This is a genomic window from Arthrobacter sp. M4 (genome assembly GCF_020251205.1).
Taxonomy (GTDB): Bacteria; Actinomycetota; Actinomycetes; order Actinomycetales; family Micrococcaceae; genus Arthrobacter.
The window spans coordinates 33,055-52,711 of the sequence record NZ_JAIWYX010000019.1 but is presented as its reverse complement, the minus strand read 5'-3'; the positions used below and the strand labels follow the sequence as shown (position 1 = coordinate 52,711).

General features: G+C 62.3%; 15 protein-coding genes. 1 reads left to right on the top strand and 14 read right to left on the bottom strand.

Annotation, left to right across the window (positions count from 1 at the left end):
• Positions 1–9: 9 nt before the first annotated feature.
• The 6 genes from folP to LD110_RS20640 all read right to left on the bottom strand — a co-directional run bounded on the left by folP (position 10) and on the right by LD110_RS20640 (position 6,845).
• Positions 10–915, bottom strand: coding sequence for a dihydropteroate synthase (folP, locus tag LD110_RS20665; protein ID WP_225501742.1), 906 nt, complete (start codon positions 913–915; stop codon positions 10–12).
• Between the two features lie 8 nt (positions 916–923).
• On the bottom strand, positions 924–1,562 hold the full coding sequence (gene folE / locus LD110_RS20660; RefSeq protein ID WP_374200376.1) for a GTP cyclohydrolase I FolE: 639 nt from the start codon (positions 1,560–1,562) through the stop codon (positions 924–926).
• A gap of 10 nt (positions 1,563–1,572) precedes the next feature.
• A complete protein-coding gene (gene ftsH / locus LD110_RS20655; protein ID WP_225501740.1) occupies positions 1,573–3,633 on the bottom strand; it encodes an ATP-dependent zinc metalloprotease FtsH in 2,061 nt (686 codons plus the stop codon).
• Positions 3,634–3,883: 250 nt separating this feature from the next.
• A complete protein-coding gene (locus LD110_RS20650; RefSeq protein ID WP_225501738.1) occupies positions 3,884–4,663 on the bottom strand; it encodes an ATP-binding cassette domain-containing protein in 780 nt (259 codons plus the stop codon).
• The gene (locus LD110_RS20645; protein WP_225501736.1) at positions 4,660–5,727 is read right to left on the bottom strand and encodes an ABC transporter permease; all 1,068 of its coding nucleotides are present in this window, start codon (positions 5,725–5,727) and stop codon (positions 4,660–4,662) included. Before LD110_RS20645 ends, LD110_RS20650 begins: the two co-directional genes overlap by 4 nt.
• 14 nt (positions 5,728–5,741) lie before the next feature.
• Positions 5,742–6,845, bottom strand: a complete 1,104-nt coding sequence (locus LD110_RS20640; protein WP_225501734.1) for a substrate-binding domain-containing protein — start codon at positions 6,843–6,845, stop codon at positions 5,742–5,744.
• Between the two features lie 166 nt (positions 6,846–7,011).
• Here LD110_RS20640 and LD110_RS20635 point away from each other — a divergent pair, with 166 nt between their 5' ends.
• Positions 7,012–8,010, top strand: a complete 999-nt coding sequence (locus LD110_RS20635; RefSeq protein WP_225501770.1) for a LacI family DNA-binding transcriptional regulator — start codon at positions 7,012–7,014, stop codon at positions 8,008–8,010.
• A 159-nt stretch (positions 8,011–8,169) separates the two neighbouring features.
• Here the strand turns inward: LD110_RS20635 and LD110_RS20630 are convergent, their stop codons facing one another.
• The 8 genes from LD110_RS20630 to LD110_RS20595 form a co-directional block, all read right to left on the bottom strand.
• A complete protein-coding gene (locus LD110_RS20630; RefSeq protein WP_374200375.1) occupies positions 8,170–10,617 on the bottom strand; it encodes a GH32 C-terminal domain-containing protein in 2,448 nt (815 codons plus the stop codon).
• A gap of 513 nt (positions 10,618–11,130) precedes the next feature.
• Entirely contained in the window at positions 11,131–12,174 is a 1,044-nt protein-coding gene (locus LD110_RS20625) for a LacI family DNA-binding transcriptional regulator (RefSeq protein WP_225501732.1), read from the bottom strand.
• 136 nt (positions 12,175–12,310) lie between these two features.
• The gene (locus LD110_RS20620) at positions 12,311–13,651 is read right to left on the bottom strand and encodes a right-handed parallel beta-helix repeat-containing protein (protein WP_225501730.1); all 1,341 of its coding nucleotides are present in this window, start codon (positions 13,649–13,651) and stop codon (positions 12,311–12,313) included.
• Positions 13,652–13,684: 33 nt separating this feature from the next.
• Positions 13,685–15,268, bottom strand: coding sequence for a glycoside hydrolase family 32 protein (locus LD110_RS20615; protein WP_225501728.1), 1,584 nt, complete (start codon positions 15,266–15,268; stop codon positions 13,685–13,687).
• A gap of 39 nt (positions 15,269–15,307) precedes the next feature.
• Positions 15,308–16,351: a LacI family DNA-binding transcriptional regulator gene (locus LD110_RS20610; RefSeq protein ID WP_225501726.1), complete on the bottom strand. Its 1,044-nt coding sequence runs from the start codon at positions 16,349–16,351 to the stop codon at positions 15,308–15,310.
• Between the two features lie 50 nt (positions 16,352–16,401).
• Entirely contained in the window at positions 16,402–17,325 is a 924-nt protein-coding gene (locus tag LD110_RS20605) for a carbohydrate ABC transporter permease (protein WP_374200377.1), read from the bottom strand.
• Between the two features lie 26 nt (positions 17,326–17,351).
• Positions 17,352–18,239 carry a carbohydrate ABC transporter permease gene (locus tag LD110_RS20600; protein ID WP_225501722.1) on the bottom strand — a complete coding sequence of 296 codons (888 nt, stop codon included), beginning with the start codon at positions 18,237–18,239 and terminating at the stop codon, positions 17,352–17,354.
• Positions 18,240–18,317: 78 nt separating this feature from the next.
• Positions 18,318–19,598, bottom strand: a complete 1,281-nt coding sequence (locus tag LD110_RS20595; RefSeq protein ID WP_225501720.1) for an ABC transporter substrate-binding protein — start codon at positions 19,596–19,598, stop codon at positions 18,318–18,320.
• Between the last annotated feature and the right edge of the window lie 59 nt (positions 19,599–19,657).

The window sequence follows — 19,657 nt, the reverse complement described above, 5'->3', positions numbered from 1 at the left end:
AATCCCCCTTTAGTGCCTAAGTCGCGCGGCGACCTTCACGGCGTCCAGGCTTGGACCGACGTCGTGCACCCGCACGGCCCACACGCCCTTGGCCGCGCTGATTGCGGTGAGGGCGGCTGTTGCCGCGTCCCTTTCCTCCGGTGCGGCGGCCTTGCCGGCCACGGACAGGAGGGTGCCAAGGAAGCGCTTGCGGGAAGCCGCAACGAGGACTTTGTGGCCGAGGTCCTGGAGCTGGTGGATGTTGCGCATCAATTCCCAGTTCTGCGCCTCGTTCTTGGCAAAACCAAGGCCGGGATCCACGATGATCTGCTCCGGTGCGACGCCGGCCGCGTAGAGCTTGTCACGGACACCCTTGAGCTCTTCCACTACGTCAGCCGCCACGTTGTCGTAATCCGTAAGGCTGTCCATGGTCTTGGCGTCACCCCGACGGTGCGTCAGGATGTAGGGCACTTTGGTGCGGGCCACCAGTTCAGGCATGTCCGGTTCGATGGTGAGTCCGGAGACATCGTTGATGATGGCGGCGCCGGCCTCGATGGCCGCGGCGGCGGTGGATGTGTGGGTGGTGTCGACGGAAACCAGTGCTCCGGCCTTCACCAGGGCGCGGATGACCGGGAGGATGCGGCGCTGTTCTTCCTCAGGTGTCACTTCCTCGGCGCCGGGGCGGGTTGATTCGCCCCCGACATCGATAATGTCTGCGCCCGAGTAGAACATCCGGAGTCCGGCCGCGATAGCCGAGTCGGTGTCCTTGTACTGTCCTCCATCGCTGAATGAGTCTGGCGTAACGTTGAGGATTCCCATTACCAGCGTGCGGTCCTTGGGGAGTCCTTCGAAAGTGGCGGCCGGGCGGGGTTTGCGGATAACCGGCAAGGGGCTCGTGGCGGGGCCGGTTCCGGGTGCTGCTGCGAGGGAGTCCATCGTTAGCTTTACCTTCCGAGTATGAGGCTCATGGCTTCGGCGCGGGTGGCCGGGTCATGGAGTTGTCCGCGGACGGCGCTGGTCACGGTCTTCGCGCCAGGCTTGCGGATGCCGCGCATCGACATGCACATGTGTTCGCATTCGACGACGACGATTGCCCCCCGAGGCTTAAGGTGCGTCACGAGAGCCTCGACGATCTGGGTGGTGAGACGCTCCTGGACCTGCGGGCGACGGGCATAAATATCCACCAACCGGGCCAGCTTGCTCAGCCCGGTCACGCGGCCGTCGTGCGACGGGATGTACCCGACGTGTGCGACCCCGTGGAACGGCACCAGGTGGTGCTCGCAGGTGGAGTAGAAGGGGATGTCCTTGACCAGCACAAGCTCCTCGTGGTCAAGGTCGAACGTGGTGGACAAGACGGCGGCCGGATCATGGTGCAAGCCGGCAAACACCTCGGCGTAGGCCTTTGCCACGCGCCGTGGTGTTTCCTTCAGGCCACTGCGGTCCGGATCCTCCCCGATCGCCAGCAGGATCTCGCGAACTGCTGCCTCAATGCGGGGGCGATCCACCTTATGGTGCCCATGGCCGTGGGCGTCGTGGGCAGGTTCGCCCACGACTTCCTGGAAGTCGTCGTCTAAATGAGTCACGCTTAGAAGCTTAGCCGTGGCGCCCGGTATCGGTCTCCGGGGTCCCTCGGAACGACTCCTGGCTGCCTACGCCCTGCGGGTGCGGGGGCTGTGCATCCAGCGGTTCGTCCCGCCGTGCGTCCCGGGCCTCCTCCTGCGCTTTGCGTTCCGCCCGTTCGGCAGGGCTTTCCACCGGCGGGATGGTCTGGACAGGACGGCTTTCCTTGGACAGCCAGATCTCGCGGAAGTCGCGCTTGCGGACGTCGGTGAAGATCTCGGCGATTTCCATCTGGTTCAGGGTCTCGCGTTCCAACAGCTCAAGCGCCAGGCGGTCGAGGATGTCCCGGTTCTCGGTGAGGATCGCGTATGCCTCGTCATGTGCCTGGTCGATCAGGCGGCGTACTTCCTCGTCAACGATGTAGGCCACGGAATCGGAGTAATTGCGTTCCTGGGCCATGTCGCGGCCAAGGAACGGCTCGCCGCCACCCTGGCCCAGCTTCACGGCACCGATGCGTTCGCTCATGCCGTACTGGGTAACCATCTTGCGGGCCGTGGCCGTGGCCTTCTCAATGTCGTTCGAGGCGCCGGTGGACGGGTCGTGGAAGACAATCTCTTCGGCCACACGCCCACCCATTGCGTAGGCCATCTGGTCCAGGAGTTCGTTGCGGGTGACTGAGTACTTGTCATCCTCCGGGACCACCATGGTGTAACCCAGGGCGCGTCCGCGGGGCAGGATGGTGATCTTGGTGACCGGGGCGGAATTCCGAAGCGCCGCTGCCACCAGGGCGTGCCCACCCTCGTGGTAGGCCGTGATCTTCCGCTCGAGTTCCTTCATCACGCGGCTGCGCTTCTGCGGACCGGCCATGACGCGGTCAATTGCCTCGTCCATGGCGCGGTCGTCAATGAGGTTGGCATTGGAACGCGCGGTCAACAGTGCGGCCTCGTTGAGCACGTTGGCCAGGTCCGCACCGGTGTAGCCGGGGGTCTTCTTGGCCACGGCCTTGAGGTCCACGTTGTTGGCCATGGGCTTGCCCTTGGCGTGGACGGAGAGGATCTGTTCACGGCCAATAAGGTCCGGAGCCTCCACAGTAACCTGGCGGTCGAAGCGTCCGGGGCGCAACAGGGCCGGGTCCAGGACGTCGGGACGGTTGGTGGCGGCGATCAGGATGACGTTGGTCTTGACGTCGAAGCCGTCCATCTCCACCAGCAACTGGTTAAGTGTCTGCTCGCGCTCATCGTTACCGCCGCCAATGCCGGCACCGCGATGACGGCCTACGGCGTCGATCTCATCCACGAAGATGATGGCGGGAGCGTTGGACTTGGCCTGCTCGAAGAGGTCGCGGACGCGGGACGCACCCACGCCTACGAACATTTCAACGAAATCAGAACCGGAGATCGAGAAGAACGGCACGCCCGCCTCGCCGGCAACCGCGCGGGCCAGCAGGGTCTTGCCGGTGCCGGGAGGACCATACAGCAGCACGCCCTTGGGGATCTTGGCACCCACCGCCTGGAACTTGGTCGGCTCCTGCAGGAACTCCTTGATTTCCTGCAGCTCCTCCACGGCCTCGTCAGCACCCGCGACGTCGGAAAAGGTCACCTGTGGCATGTCCTTGTTGACCATCTTGGCCTTGGATTTGCCGAACTGCATAACCTTCGAGCCGCCGCCCTGCATGCGGGACAGGAGGAACCAGAAGAGCACGCCAAGCAGCAGTACCGGAAGCAGCAGGGAGAACAGTCCGGAGAACCAGTTGTTCTCTACCGGCTGGTCCGTGTAGCCCTTGGACGGGTTGGCGTTGGTGACGGCCTTGACCACGTCAGGGCCGCGATCCGAGACGAAGAAGAACTGGACGTTCTTGCCCTTGTCCTGGCCGTCGATGACCAGGTTGTCCTTCAGGACCAGGTCCACACGATTCTCAGCATCGAAAATCTTGGCCTGTTCCACCTTGCCGCTCTCGGAGAGCAGCTGAAGGCCCTTCACGGTGTCGATACGGCTGGAGCCGCCGGGCGCCAGCGTGGCAAAAGCGAGCAGGAGCATGGCGACGACGACAACAATCCAGATGCCCGGGCCCTTGAAGAAATTCCTAGCTTTCATCTGATCCGGGGGCAGGCCCCGTCCCTCCTGGTAGTGCTGCACGGCGCCGTGCTGCGCGCGTGTGGTGCTTCATCAGCTTCTAGCTATACACCGTTCCGAGAGATTCACGCACAGTTAATGGGAAAAGTTCCCTCTCGGCGTAGTGGGATATGCCAGGGACCATTGGGCCGGGCAGAAAAGGTACGACGACGGCGCAAGCTGGCGTGCGCCGTCGTCGTACCTTAATACGCTGCAGGGGGTGCGGTGACCGCTAGGCGGCTGCAGCGCCGGTCATGATCGCCACGGCATCGGTCATGCTGTGCGTTTGCGGCGTGATGGTAGCCGCGCATTTGCCGAGGCGCTGCACGTGGATGCGGTCGGCCACATCGAAGACGTGCGGCATGTTGTGGCTGATGAGGATGACAGGAAGGCCTCGGTCCCTGAGGTCCCGGACCAGCTGCAGGACCTGGTTGGACTCGCGGACGCCGAGTGCCGCCGTCGGCTCGTCCAAAACCACCACCTTGGAACCGAAGGCGGCCGCCCGGGCCACCGCAACGGCTTGGCGCTGGCCGCCGGACAGGTTCTCCACCGGAACCGTGACGTCCTGGAGGGTGGAGATGCCCAAGCGGGTGAGCTCCTCGCGGGCCTTGCGGCGCATACCCTTGGTGTCCAACACGCGGAGGACGCTGCCGATCGGCCCCGGGACCCTCTCCTCACGGCCCAGGAAGAGGTTGGAGGCCACGTCCAGTGCGGGCGATACCGCCAGGTTTTGGTAGACGGTCTCGATTCCGTGGGCGCGGGCATCCTGTGGGCGCTTGAAATGCACGGGTTGGCCGGAAACGAGGAGTTCGCCGGAATCCGGGACCTCGGCGCCAGTGAGGCATTTGATGAGCGTGGACTTTCCGGCCCCGTTGTCGCCGATGATGGCCAGCACCTCGCCGGGGTACAGCTTGAGGCTGACGCCATCAAGGCCCACAACACGGCCGAAGGTCTTGACCAGGTTCCTGGCCTCGAGGATCGGTTGACGGGTTGCCGTTTCTGCCGCGGTCATGACTTCACCTTTCGGATCCACTGGTCGATGGACACTGCGAGGACCACAAGGATGCCCACCGCGAGGGTCTGGTAAAGCACGTCGAGTCCGGCGAGGGACAGTCCGTTGCGGAACACACCCACAATCAGCGCGCCCAGGAGCGATCCCCACACCGAGCCGCGGCCGCCAAAGAGGCTGGTCCCGCCGATCACGACGGCGGTGATCGAGTCGAGGTTGAGGTCCACGCCGGCGTTGGGGCTGGCCGCGTTGCTGCGGCCGATCTGGATCCAGGCGCCGATGGCCAGCACGGCGCCGGCCACGAGGTACACGCTCATGAGGACCCTGTTAACAGGAATACCGGCCAGCCGCGCGGCCTCCTTGTCGTCACCGACGGCATAGACGTGCCTGCCCCAGGCGGTCTTGTTGAGGACAAAGGCCACAATCACATAGAGCAGGAGCATCACCAAGACACCTGTGGAGATCCGGACGGGGCCAAGGGGGAAGGTGCTGCCCAGCAAGGTCAGGATGGACGGCATAGCCGAGCCCCGGACCGTCGAGCCGCCGGAATACAACAGCGTCAGGGCCACAAAGATGTTCAACGTTCCCAAGGTGACAATGAACGGCGGCAACCGCAGCTTGGTGACCAGGAACCCGTTTAGGGCCCCGGTGGCAAGTCCGACGGCGAGGCCCGCCACGAGTGCCAATCCGCCCGGCACACCGTTTTGGACTGCGAGCTGCGCCACCACCATGGAGGACAAGATCATCACGGCGCCAACGGAAAGATCGATCCCGGCGGTCAGGATGATGAGCGTCTGTGCGATGGCCAAGGTCCCCACCACGGCCACCTGCTGCGTGATGAGTGACAGGTTCTCCACCCTGAGGAAGCGATCGTTCAGCAACCCGAAGGCAACAACCGAGATGACCAGCACAATGGCCGGGCTGAGGGCGGGATAGCGGTGAAGTACATTGCGGATGCGGCTCAGCGGGGTCTGGCGGTCGAGGAATTCCTCAGCCAGGTCGACGTGCTTGGCCGTTCGTTCCTGCTGTTGCGCCTGCGTAGGTGGGCTTTCAGCTTGCTGCGTCATGCTTTTCTCCACTCCTACTTGCCCCAGCAGATCTTGGACGCAGCTGCGGTGTCGATGCTCTTGACCCCCGTGGCCGCTTTGTCCGTCACGAGTTCTACGCCGGTGTTGTAAAAGTCCAGGCCTTCGGAGACGCTGGGCTTCTTGCCGCTCTTGGCGAGGTCAACAATCGCCTGGACGCCGAGCTCGGCCATTTTGACCGGGTACTGCTGCGCCGTGGCTCCGATAACGCCGGACTTCACGTTGTTGACGCCGGTGCAGCCGCCGTCCACCGAAACGATTAGAACGTCCTTGTCCTTCCCAGCCGACTTCAGGGCCTCGTAAGCACCGGCGGCAGCAGGCTCGTTGATCGTGTAGACAACGTTGACATCCGGGTTGTGTGAAAGCAGTGTTTCCATCGCCGTCCGGCCTCCGTCCTCGGCACCCTTGGAAGCCTTGTTGCCGACGATTTGGTAGTCGCCGCCTTTGCCGCCGGTGTACTTGCCGGTCTTGGCCTCGTCGCCATTCTTCGCCTTGTCCTTGACGTCGATGCCGAGGCCGCTGAGGAAGCCCTGGTCCCGGTTGTAGTCAACGGACACGATCTTGTCGTCGAAGAGGTCAATGAGGGCGATGACAGCCTTTTTGCCGTTCAGTTGCGCGGCGGTCCACTCGCCAATTGCCTTGCCTGCTGCGAAATTGTCCGTGGCAAAGGTGATGTCCACGGCATTTGCCGGGTCCGGCGGCGTGTCGAGTGCGATGGTGTAGAGGCCTGCGTCGCGGGCTTTCTTGAGCGCATCCACGACGGCGGGGCCGTTGGGCGTGATGAGGATGCCTTTGTCCCCCTTGGAGATGGCATTTTCGATGGCCTGGATTTGGGTGTCTTCGTCGCCGTCGGCTTTGCCCGCGGCGAGTTTGAGGTCGATGCCGCCGGATTCAGCGGCTTTCTTGGCCCCGTCCTGCATCGACACAAAGAACGGATTCGAGGTGGTTTTGACGATCAGCGAAACGCCGATCTTCTCTGATGAACCAGAGTTTCCGGAACCCGAAGCCGGGCCACCGCACGCGGTCAATCCCAGGCTTCCGATGGTGAGGACGGCTCCAACAGTGAGCAGGCGCAACGTGCGCGAAGGGGTCAAACTCATCTTTGAATCTCCTGTCGTGATCGGGCACCCAGCGTGCCTGACAACGTTGTCAAGATCCTGTGTAATCGAGATCACACGATATAGTCAAGGGGGTTTCACAAGGAGGAGATGAAACTTGACAACGATGTCGAATCGTTACCCATCCGGACCACCTGCCCGCCCAACGATGCGGCACGTAGCGGCGCTGGCCGGCGTCGGGATCAAGACCGTGTCCCGAGTCATGAATGACGAGCCGGGGGTGTCTGAAGCCACCCGGCAGCGCGTACTGCAGGCCACCGAACAACTGAATTACGAGCTTGACCTGAACGCCGGCAACCTGCGCAGGACTGGACGGAGGACCCAGTCCATCGGGCTGTTGCTTCCGAGCGTGGCCAACCCCTTCAGTGGCGAGATCCACCGCGCCATCGAGGATGCCCTGGCGCCGCGCGGAATTGCGGTGTTTGCTTCCAGCCTGGACGACGACGCTGACCGCGAGCGCGCCTTGGTTTCCGCCTTCCTGCGGCGGCGCGTTGACGGATTGGTGCTCACCATTATCGCCAGGAGCCAGGCCTACCTAATGCCCGAGACCGCCCGGCAGCTCCCGCTGGTTTTCATTGACCGCGAACCAGTGGGACTGGACGCCGACGCGGTTGTCACGGACAACGCGGAGGGAGCAGCGACGGCGGCCCGTCATTTGCTGCGGCACGGTCACCGAAAGCTGGCCTACCTTGGTGACCGGCCGGACATCCAGACTGCCCGCGAGCGACGTCGCGGATTCCTCGAGGCCTTGGGTCACGAGGGAATCGCTACGTCAACCATTCCCGCCGTCGACGGCCTTCATGACGAGGAGTCGGCGCGTCAGGCAGCCCTGGCTTTGCTGCAGTCGGAGGACCCACCCACGGCGATCTTCTCCAGCCAGAACCTGGTGACCTTCGGAGCCATGCGGGCACTCCGGGAAACCGGGCGCGGCCATGAGGTTGCCTTGGTGGGCTTTGACGATTTCAAGCTGGCTGACATGGTTGAGCCGGGGATCACGGTGATCGCCCAGCATCCCGACCGCATCGGGGCAAAGGCAGCGGAGCGCATCCTTGCCAGGATCGATGGGGATCGGGAACCCGCCGAACGGTACGTGGTTCCGTCGGAATTGATCGTGCGGGGTTCCGGGGAGATTCCGCCAGCAAACTAAAGCGGCTGCAGCCGCCGCCAGTTTGTGTACGGTTTGTCCCCTTATGGTGCGATTTTAGGGGACCGAGCTGTACACAAACTCGATGCGGAGGGCTACAGCCGCCTTGCCTGCTGTTTCAGCTACTGTTTCAGCTACTGTCGCTTTTTCAGCCACCCATGTTTAGGGCTGAAACATGGCCGCTGCCAAGGGCGTGACCGTCAGGGATTTCAGCTGGGCCGTGCCGCCGGTGGCAAATAGGGCCATTCGGTTTGCACCCGCCACGGGGAAGACCTGGTCCGTGATGGTGTGAGTTCCGCCTTGAGCAAAGACCTCCACGGATGATCGGTCCAGGTAGATGCGGAGCGTAATGTCGCCATTCGCGTCTCGGGCCACTGCAGTCGATTCCACCGATGGGAACGCCGAACTGAAGGACGTATTGCCCGAGTTCCTCCGGTCGACGAAAAGCTTGGCCGTTCCGGCGTCGTAACCGATCACGGTGGCGTTGGCTCCGTCGTCGTCCATCACCCTAAGACCCGCGGTGGCGGCGGTCCCGGGCGAGAAGGTGATGTCAACCCGCTGCGTTTGGCCCCACGACGACGACGGCAGCGGCTGGGTGCCAGCCGTCATCGGCCCGGCGCCTTGCGTGTAGGACGGCGGTCCCGCCAGGGTGGCCATCTGGTCCACTGCCTTCTGGACGAGGCGCGGACCAGCGGGCGTCTGGGCCAGCGACACTTCGCGGGGCAGTGCCATCGCGCTGCGCCAGGGGCTGGTGGGGATACTTTGGCCGTAATCCCAGTTGTTCATCCACCCGAGCATGATGCGCTTCCCGTCGGGCACGTTGTTGAACGAGACCGAGGCGTAGAAGTCTCGGCCCCAGTCCAGCCATTCGTAGTTCTCAAGGCCCTTCCTCGCAGGCTCCGGACTCGCGAAGAACTCGTCCGCCAGGATGTGGCCCCAGCCGAAACGGTTGTTATCCACAATGGTGATCTTCGCCTGTCGGCCCGTGAACTCGGCAACGTCCCACGATGCCCAATCCAGGACTTCACTGTCAGAACCGGTGGCCGTGCGGACAACTTGGCCATCCACCACGAGGTTCACCGTGGTTTCGTCCGAGCGGGGCACAGCCGACTGGTCGGTCAGCATAATGTGATCCAGGGTCAAGTGGCCCCAAGGTCCTGTGGCCTGGTCCACAACCCGGATGCGCGCCTGCTGACCAAGGAACTGGGACACGTCCCAGCCCTTCCAGTTGAGGGCCCCTTGGTTGTCCCCCGCCAGTGTCCGCACCACGTTGCCATTGATGAGTAGTTCGACCTGCAGGGTCTGGCCGGATTCAGGCGAACGGTTTCCGCCGCCAACCAGCATGCTCATGAAGTTGCGGGTCACCGTGAACTCGGGAGAAGTCAAGGTGCCTTGACGATCGTCTCCCGGCGCTCCCCCGGTCTCATAGGTGTTCACCCTCTTGGCGCCAATGTAGTAGTCGCCGCCAACGGTGGCTGGCTGGAAGTTCGGGGCCAGGTCCGCAGTTCCGGTCCACCCGGCGTTGGCAAGCGTTGTGCCGTCCGGCACCTCGAAGCCGTTGAACAGGAGGTCGCCGGCAGGTGGATTGTTGTCCAGCTTGTTGGAAATCCGGGGGTGTCGGCCGCCGCCCACCAGGAAGTTGATGTATTGGCTGTTGACAGTGAACGACGGCGATTCCATCCGTCCCAGCGGCCAGTCGCCGTCGACGAAGGAATTCACGAGTCCGGTTCCAGCGAAGCCGGATACCGGGTTCTGGTTGGGCAAGGTTCCGGTTGCCGGGGCCGAGCCAAAGGGGCCATTAAGCCAGTTGCCGGGCTCGTTGCTCACCGTCCACCCCTGGTAGTTGCCGCCGTTGAAGTCAGCGATCCGGGTTCCCGCTGGCAGCGGGTCACCGTTGTAGCTGGTTTCAGAGTGGAAAGTGGTTCCGTCGAAAGTGCCCACAAAGTATTGGCCGGCCGAACCTCCTGCAACGCCGCCAGGGTTGATGTTCACCGTCATCACCCACTTCGTGTTGGCGGGGTTGCCGTCCACTGGAAGGGGGAAAAGGTCCGGGCATTCCCACTGTCCACCCGTGGCATTTTCCGGACCGAAATCGCTCAGATAGTCCCAATTCTTGAGGTTGGTGGATTTGTAAAGCAGAACTTTGTGGTCCATCGCCTCGACTGCCACCATGACCCAATAGCCACCCTGGGGTGAGTCGTACCAAAACACTTTAGGGTCGCGGAAGCTGGGTGTATTGCGGGTGAGCACAGGATTTCCTGAATACTTGGTCCACGTTTGGCCATTGTCCAAGCTGTAGGCCAGGGATTGTGCCTGCGTGCCGTTCCGCGGTGATGGAGCCTTGTAATTGCTGGTGAAAATGGCGACCAGCGGAGTTTGGCCCGGGCCACCCAAGCCGGAGGTGTTGTTGGTGTCAACCACCACGCTTCCGGAGAAAATGTCCTGCTCCACATCGTTGGGAATGGCCAACGGTTGCTCCTGCCAATGCAGCAGGTCCGTTGAGGTTGCGTGGCCCCAGGACATGTTGCCCCAGGTATTTCCGAATGGGTTGTATTGGTAAAAGAGGTGGTAGAGGCCGTTGTGGTAAACCAGCCCATTGGGATCGTTCATCCAGTTTTGCGCCGGCGTGTAGTGGTAGGCTGGCCGGTATTGCTCATCGCCCGGATTTGCGGTGGCCGCCGGGGCTGCCGCAAAAAGGCCTGAAAGAACCAGGCCGGTTGCTGTTATGGCGGAGAAAACGCCTCTCCTAATGCGTTTATTTTTGTATTTGAAACTCGATGTTCCGTTGGGTGTTTTTCTTGAAAGGAATGTCAATTTCAAATCATGCCCGCCCTTCTTCGCACGCGCCCTCAGAGAGAAGACAACGTTGTCAACGCGAGGAAATTAGGACATGTCCAGCGGACAAGTCAACGCTTTTTGAAGCTGATTGAGGGGCCAAAATGTTTGGCCTTCTTACAGGCCACATTGACCTGTTTGTTTCATTGGAATGGCTGCCCTTGTTGGGTGAAGCCAAGTTCGCAGTGCTAGTTTCGGCGGTGCTGATTTGGCGGTGCTAGCTTCGCGGTGCGGTGCTAGCTTCGCGGTGCGGTGCTAGTTTCGCGGTGCGGTGCTAATTTCCCGGTGCTAGTTTCGCGGTGCGGTGATGGAGTCGCGTTCCACGAGCGGGCAGTCAAGGATGGTGGGGTGGGACGCCAGGAGTGCAAGGTTGGTTTTGCCTTCGATGGCGTCGATGAGGCGTTCCGTGGCCCAGGCGCCCATTTCATAGTGGGGCAGGGCCACAGTGGTCAGACCTGGGTTGATGTTCGCGGCGATGAGCTCCTGGTCGTCGAAGCCCACCACTGACAGCTCCCCGGGGATGGTGATTCCCATTTCGGCAGCTGCCCGGTAGGCACCCATCGCCATACGGTCGTTGTAGCAGAACAGTCCGGTGGGCCGGTCGGGACGCCTGAACATGCGAAGCGCGGCCACGTAACCGCCCTGCACCTCAGAGTGCTCGGCCTCGACAGGTGCGTTGTCGCCGTCGAGCCCTGCCTCGTTCAACGCCGCCCGGAAGCCGCGAAGACGCTCGTGCGTGGCTGGAACGTCGTCGGTGTTGTTGAGGAAACCGATCCTGGTGTGTCCGGCGTCCAAGAGGCTACCGACCGCAATGCGGGCGCCGCCCTCCTCGTCCGGGACAACAGAGGTGACGTTTCCTGAAAGGCTTTCCGAGTCCACCAGGACGGCCGGCACGGAGGACAGGTTGTCCGGCAGGGTGATCTTCCGGTGGTACATGGTGGCGTACAGGATGCCGTCCACGCGCCGTTCCAGTAGGGCCTCGACGTCGGCCCGGCGGGATTCCAGGCTCGCAGCCCCTGAGGTGTTGATAATCATCAGGTTGTAGCCGCGCGCCCTGGCCGCCTCATCGGCGCCCAGAATGATCCGACCCGCATGCGGCGTGGTGGCGATCTCCTCGCTGATGAGGCCGAGCATTCCGGTGCGTTGCGTGCGGAGCGCCTGGGCGAGGCGGTTGGGTCCGTAGCCCAGGCGTTCCGCCACGGCCTTCACCTTGTCCCGGGTTTCCGGGGATACACGGGCGTATGCGACGTCGTTCAGGACGTGGGAGACGGTGGTGACGGACACACCAGCGGCAATGGCTACGTCTTTGATGCCTATGGTCTTGTTCGTCAACGGTTCTCCCACGTCCTTGTAGTCGTCCTGCGTTCCTCCACCGGGGCAGCTCATCGTGATGGGCGTGCTAACCAGTCTGATACCAGTAGGCTACCGACGAATAGTCATTCCAACGCGCGGGAGTCCGTTGTGCGGCCTAGGAACCGATCGTGGGTGTGGCCCTAAGCGCGTTAACAGCCCTGTCTGCGATAACTTGGGCGTCACTTCCGGAATCAAGGATGGTGTTGCGAGCTGATTCGGAATCGACCATAACTGCCGTAACGGCGAGGCCGTCCGAGGCCTCCGTCGTCAACAGTGCATCAACCTGGGCCGAGAAGCAGGAATCACTCGTCTTGGAGTCAACGTCCATCGCTACCACGTGATTGTTGGAGACGAAGTTGCCAACCCCAGCCATCAGCCGAATGATGACAGGCGTGGCACCTTCCGGCCGGATGCTCTGTGAGTCGATGATCTGGGAGAAGTGGTTGCTGACTACAGAGTTGTTGCTGCCGCTGACACAGAGAAGTCCGTTGAGGTCGTCCAGTCCGTTGTCCACTCCCAGGAAGGGCGTCCAAGGCTCATGGTCGCGCAAGAAGTGATTCGTAGCCACGAGGTTTTCCGAACTATTCGCCGCGAGAATCACCATCCCGGGGTAGAACGAATGCAAACGGTTGTTGGTGACGCTTGAACGCGTGACGCCTTCGAGGTGGACGCTGCTCTTACCACGGGGGAACACGTTGTTCGCGGTGATCAAGAGCCCGCCGTGGTTCTCGGCGTAGATGGAGTGGCCCTTGAAGCCTGCTCCCACCAAGTTGTCGGTGATCTTTGATGCCTGTCCCCACCCGCGAAGCTCGATGCAGCTTCCGCATTCAGCGATGAAGTTGTCGTGGACGGAAAGCGCATCCGCTTTGTAGATAGTGAGGGCGTTCTCAAGGTAGACGAACCCCATGCCGGCTACGCGGAAGGAGTCATTGGCGCTGGCGACATAAATACCGGTCTTGCCGTTGACGTAGGTGTTCTCCGGTGGCAGCCCCGAGCCGTCCGAGTCGAAGTGCAAGCCGTCGATGCAGAAGTTGGAGAACTCTACTGAGCTGATCCGCGGGCTCCCGCTTCGCTCAACATAGAAGGCGGCCCCCTTGGATGGGTCCCCATCTCCGCCGAGGGGAAGGTCGACGAGAATGCGACTCCCTCCGGGCCACAGCTCATGCAGATCGGGCCATTCGTCTTCGGGAACGTTGAACCGGATGCTCGACGACGTAAAGCCATGTCCTGAGCCATGGATCCTGAGGAAGCTGACATCGATCACCACCTGCGTGCGAAGGTGGTAGTCCCCGGGCGGAATGTAGATCACCGCGCCTGGCTTTCCTCCGTTGTTCGCATCGGTGGCGGTCTGCCGATCCTTGATGTCAGCGATGATGCTGTTGATTACTTCACCGATGTCCTCGGACGGATTGCCGACGGGCCACTCAGTAACGTCGTAGTGGTTGTTGCTTGACATAGCTTCTTCCCTTTGTGGTGTCCTGTCTGCGGCTTAGGTGAGTGTTGAGACCGCGAGCTTCAGTATTGTTGCTGAGCCTTCCACAGCTGATAGCCAGTTCTCCCGGTTTTCGGTTTCGGGGAAGATGAGGTCAGTCATCACGACCTTGCCGCCCTGGGCGAACACTTCAACCGAACTGTGGTCCACGATGATGACTAATTTGAGCACACCGTCTTCAAGCTCAACCGGTGCTGACTCGACCGAGGCGAATTTCCCGTGGAAGCCGGTGTTTCCTGATTGCCTGCGGTCAAGGATGAGCTGGGCACTGCTTGTGTTGTAGCTAAGAATGGTGCCCTTGCTCCCGTCACTGCTTGCGAAGAGCTGGAAATCACAACGTTCGGCGCTTCCGGGCAGTATCTCCGCCTCGATGATTTGGGCGCTCCCGGGTACCGCATCCGGCAGTTGGAGGGCTGAATTTCGCAGCTCAAAGCTGCCTGCGCTCATTTGGTCCTTGGCAGTAGGCAAATCTTCTCCTGCGCAAGGCTCGGCCAGGACCGGTTGCTGGATCAGACGCGCGGAGCCGTTGACCGCTGTGAGGCACAGTTCGCGGGCGAGGGTCATCGATGACCGCCAGGGGGCGGTGGGCAGATGGTTGGCGTACTCCCAGTTGTTCATCCAGCCGATGATGATGCGGCGGTCATGCGGGGCGTTGCTGAAGGATACTGAGGCGTAGCAGTCGCGTCCCCAGTCCAGCCACAGGCATTGCTGCAAGGCTGCAGAGCCCGCCTTGGGGTCTTGGAGGGAGGTCAGTCCTGTTGGCGCCGCGAGTGAACCGGCGTCCGGGAGGAACCGGGCGCCGTCGAAGTCCCCGATGAAGTACTGACCACCGGAGCCTCCTGCCACTGCGCCGGGGTTGACGTTCACGATCAGTACCCATTTGATGTTGTCCGGGTCCCCGTCCACAGCCAGGGGAAAAAGATCGGGGCACTCCCAGTCGCCGGCGTCGGCGTTGGCCGGGCCGAAGTCGCTCAAAAAATCCCAGGATTTGAGGTCTTCCGAACGATAGAAGACCACTTTTTGGTGATGAGCTTCGACGGCGACCATGACCCAGCAGGCACCCTGGTCCCCTTGATAGCGGAAGACTTTGGGATCGCGGAAGTTCGCGGAGTTTCTGGTGAGGACAGGGTTTCCCTCGTATTTCCGCCACGTCATTCCTGCGTCTGTGCTGTAGGCCAGGGACTGGGCCTGCGTACCGCTGTGCTCGGACGCATCTTTGTAGGCACTGGTGTAAATGGCTACGAGGGCAGGTGCGTCCGCTGTGCCGAAACCGGACGTGTTGCCGTGATCGACTACAACACTCCCTGAGAAGATGTCCTCTGCCTCGTCGCAGGCAATGGCAACAGGGTGTTCCGTCCAGTGCAGCAAATCACGGGAGGTGGCGTGGCCCCAGGACATGTTGCCCCAGACGTTGCCGAACGGGTTGTTCTGGAAGAAGAGGTGATACAGGCCGTCGTAGAAAACCAGGCCATTGGGATCGTTCAACCAGGTATCCCTTGCCGTGAAGTGGATGGCAGGCCGGAACCTGGAGGTTCCGGCCTGGGCTGCTTCCGGGCGTGCGGCATCAAGGCAACTGGACATATCTGGCGATCCTCTGGGGAAGTAGAAGGGGCTGGCTGCCTATAGCCGGGGTGCCGTGACGGAATCACGGCGCACCAGGGGGCAGCTCAGAATGGTCGGATGAAGTGCCATGAGGGTAAGGTCTGTCTTCCCCTCGACGGCGTCAATCAGGTGCTCGGTGGCCCAAGCACCCATCTCGTAATGAGGCAGGGCCACGGTGGTGAGGCCCGGGTGAAGGTTGGCGGCGATCAATCCCTGGTCATCGAAGCCGACGACGGAAAGGTCAGCGGGGATGGTGAGTCCCAACTCGGCAGCGGCGCGGTAGGCCCCCATCGCCATCCGGTCGTTGTAGCAGAACAAGCCGGTGGGCGGGTCCTCCCGTCCCAGGATCCGCCGGGCCGCTTCATAGCCGCCCTGCACCTCGGAGACATCGGACTCGATAGGTGCCGCGCCGCCGTCGAGCCCTGCTTCAGTCAGCGTGGACCGGAAGGCCTGGAGCCGCTGACGGGTTGCGGGCACATCATCGGTGTTATTGATGAAGCCAACCCGGGTGTGGCCCGCTTCGAGGAGCGCGCCCACGGCGGCGCGTGCACCACCTTCTTCGTCCGGGACCACGGCTGTGATGTTCCCGCCGATGGCCACCGAGTCGACCAGGACGGAGGGCACGCTGCCGAGGTTGGCTGGGAGCTCCACGTTGCGGTGATACATGGTGGCGTAGAGGATTCCGTCTACGCGGCGTTCCAGGAGCGCCTCGACGTCGGCTTGCCGGGATTCGAGGCTGGCTGAGCCGGAGGTGTTTATGATCATGAGGTTGTACCCTCGGGCTTTGGCCGCCTCCTCGGCGCCGAGGATGATCCGGCCAGCGTGGGGCGTGGTGGCAATATCTTCGCTGACCAGGCCCAGCATGCCGGTCCTCTGGGTGCGAAGGGCCTGGGCAAGGCGGTTGGGGCCATAGCCTAGTTGTCCCGCAATGGTCCTGACCTTGTCCCTGGTTTCGGGGCTGACTCGAGCGTAGGAAACCTCGTTGAGGACGTGGGAGACAGTTGTCACGGAGACGCCAGCGGCAACGGCCACGTCCTTGATGCCGATGTTCTTGTTGCTCATCCGTCTCCCACGTCCTCCGATGCGGCTTGTTGCTGTTCGTTGTTGATGGTCTAGCCCTTGACAGCGCCGAGGGTCATGCCGGCGACGATCTTGCGCTGCAGGAGCAGCGTGAGCAGGATGACCGGGATCGAGTAGACGGCGGCAAGTGCAGTCATCGATCCCCAGTCAAGTCCAAACTGGGTCTGGAAGTTGGCGATCACAACGGGGGTGGTCTGCGAGCGGATGGCGGTCATCAGCAGGGCGAAGAGGAACTCGTTCCAAGAGGCCAGGAAAGCGAAGATCGCAGTGACCGCAATACCCCCTGAAACCACCGGAACCACCACCCGCCACAGGGCGCCCAGCCGGCTGCAGCCATCCACGGTGGCGGCTTCCTCCAGGTCCCGGGGCACTGCCTCGAAGAAGCTCGACATGAGCCAGATCGACAGCGGCAGGGAGATGGTGGTGTGGGCGATGGCCAGGGCGATCGGCGTGTCGGACATGCCCACGGAGGCCATCATCGAGGCCAGTGGGATGCCGATGGCAACCGGCGGAACCATGCGGGTCACCAGGGCGGCCATGATAAACACTCGCCCACTGAGGGTCTTGTACCGGGTGATACCGTAGGCCGCCGGGACCGCCAGGAGCAGTGACAACAGTGTGCTGATTACCGCCGTCTGGACGCTGTTGATAATCGACGCCACCACACCGCCGCGGCCCAGGGCGTTCATGTAGTTCACCACCGTCCACTCCTTGGGCAGGATGGTGGGTGGAACCGCGATAGTGTCGATCGGTGTCTTGAACGACGTCAGCAGCAGGTACACGAAAGGGAAACCATAGAGGACCAGCGACGCCGCCAGCAGGATCCACAGGATCGTCCGCGTGCTGCGCTTGCCGGCCTCCAGGCCTTCACGGTTGACGCCACGCCGGGGTCCGCCCCCAGGTGAGGTGACCGCCGTCGGCCGGGCCGCCGTCGTCGTTGTTATGCGCGTTTCCATGGTGGTTTCCTTATGCGCGATGCTCATCAGTTGTCCTTTCCAGGCCGCCAGATGGTTGCCACGGCGACGAAGGCAATGCCGAGCATGGCCAGGAGGTACAGGGTGCCCATGGCGCTGGCCAGGCCGGGATCGCCGAAGCGGATCATCGTCCGGTAGATGAGCAGGCTCATGGTTTCCGAGGCGGACTGCGGGCCGCCGTTGGTCTGGATGAGGATGGTGTCGAAGGCCCTGGCGGCGTCGATTCCGCGGACCACCAGCGCGACGGCGATAACCGGCCGCAGCAGCGGGAGGATGATGCGGAAGAGCAGCGACGCGGAACGGGCGCCGTCAAGCCGCGCTGCCTCGATCAGATCACCCGGGATGTTCTGGAGTCCGGCGAACAGGACCAGGCACATAAACGACGTCGTCAGCCAGATGTCAGGAATCGCCACCGAGAAGAGGACGATGCCCGGGTCCGACAACCAGCCGATCTGGTTGGGGTTATGCAGGATTCCGATCTGGGTGAGCAGCGTTCCGATGAGGCCGAAGTTGTCTATCATCAGGAACTTCCACAGGAGGCCTGCAACGATCGGGGCGATCATGAGTGGGTAAAGGAACACAGTCCGCCAGATCTGGGACTTGTTGCCCAGGGTGGTGAACAGGAGCGCCATGCCCAGGCCGAGCGCGAACTCGAGTGTGACCACTACCAGGGTGTAGGCGAGGGTCCGCCAGCCTGCGCCGATGAACGCCTCATCGGTGAAAGCCCGCACGTAGTTGTCCAAGCCCACAAAATCGCGTGGACCGCCCACAATCGGGGAAATCTTGAAGAAGCTGTCCGCCACCAGGCGGAACAGCGGGTAGGCCACAAAAACGGCCAGGAACAGCGCCGCCGGGGTCATCAGGTAGAGGGCGAAGCGGCGATCGGTGATACGCACGGGATTCTCTTCCGCTGGTTGGGGCCGCGGCCGGCACCGCATCCTGCTGTTGGGATCGCAGGTGCCGGCCGCGGAGTCTTACTTGAGGAGGGCCTGGACCTTGGTCTTGGCCTCGGCCAGAAGGGCTGAGCTGTCTCCGCCGGCCACAGCCTTCTGGAGGGTCGGAGTAAGGACCGTATCAACAATCTGCTGCCACTTGGCCGTTGCCGGACGGGTTGCCGTGGCCTTGGCGTTGAGCGTCTGGATCAACGGCTTGAAGCTCTCGTAGCCGGGCTTGTCCTGGTACTTCTCGAAGGCCGAGATGCGGGCGGCGAGGCCCAGCTTGGACTCGATGCCCAGGTCGTTGTGGTCGTAGGCGCACTTGATGAACTTCTTTGCTGCATCCGAGTTCTTGGTGGCCTTGGGGACGGACAGGTACCAAGGTCCCGGGACACCCGCGACGCCGGCCGAACCGCCGATCATGGGGGCGGCACCAACCTTGCCGAACACCGCGGCGTCCTTGGGGATCTGCCGGTACGCATGGGCCCAGAACCGGGTCATGGCGGTCTTGCCCTGGTTGAAGAGGTTCTGCGCGGCGGCCCAGTCAACCTGCGCGGCACCGGAAGGAGCGGACTTCACCAGGCTGGTGTAGAAGTCCAGGGCTTCTTTGTGCGCGGCGTTGTCGATGACCACATTGTTCTTGTCATCCAGGACCATCGGGGAGCCGGCCTGCAGCACGTGGGCCAGCCATTCGGTTTCGACGGCGCCCTTTACGTCGGTGCCGAACATGCCGTCCTTGGTGAAGAACTCGGAGATGTCCTGGTACTGCTTCCAGGTGGTGGGGGCGGCAAGTTCGTAGCCGTACTTGGCCTTGAAGTCGGCCTTGTTCTTAGCGTCTTCGAAAAGGTCTTTGCGGTAGAGGATGATCTCCGCGTTGGTCCAGGCGGGCATGCCGATGAAGTGGCCGTTGACGTTGGCTTCCTTGACGAGGGCCGGGAAGATGTCCTTCTTGGCCTCATCGGTGAAGAGTTCGTCGATGGGCTGTACGGCGTCCTTGAAGCTTGGGATCCACACGGAGTCCAGTGCGGCGACGTCGAAGGAAACGTTGCCGGAGGAGAACTCACTGGACAGGCGGTTGAACAGGCCTTCGTAGGGAAGCTCCACGAAGTTGGCCTCGATGCCGGTCTCCTTCTTGCACACATCGGCCACGCCGGCCAGTTCTGCGTGGCCACCGGCCTCGACCAGGACATTGATGGTGTTGCTTGCGGTGCTGCCGGACGCTGCCGGACCCCCAGCGCCGCATCCGGTTGCGGCCAGCACGACGGCGGTGCAGATGCCGCCGATGGCGACGAGCCTTGAGATGGTCTTTCGAGAGGACATCGCTGTCGGCTCCCTTTCTCTTGCGGAACGGATTCAATCGGAACGGAATAGCAAAACTT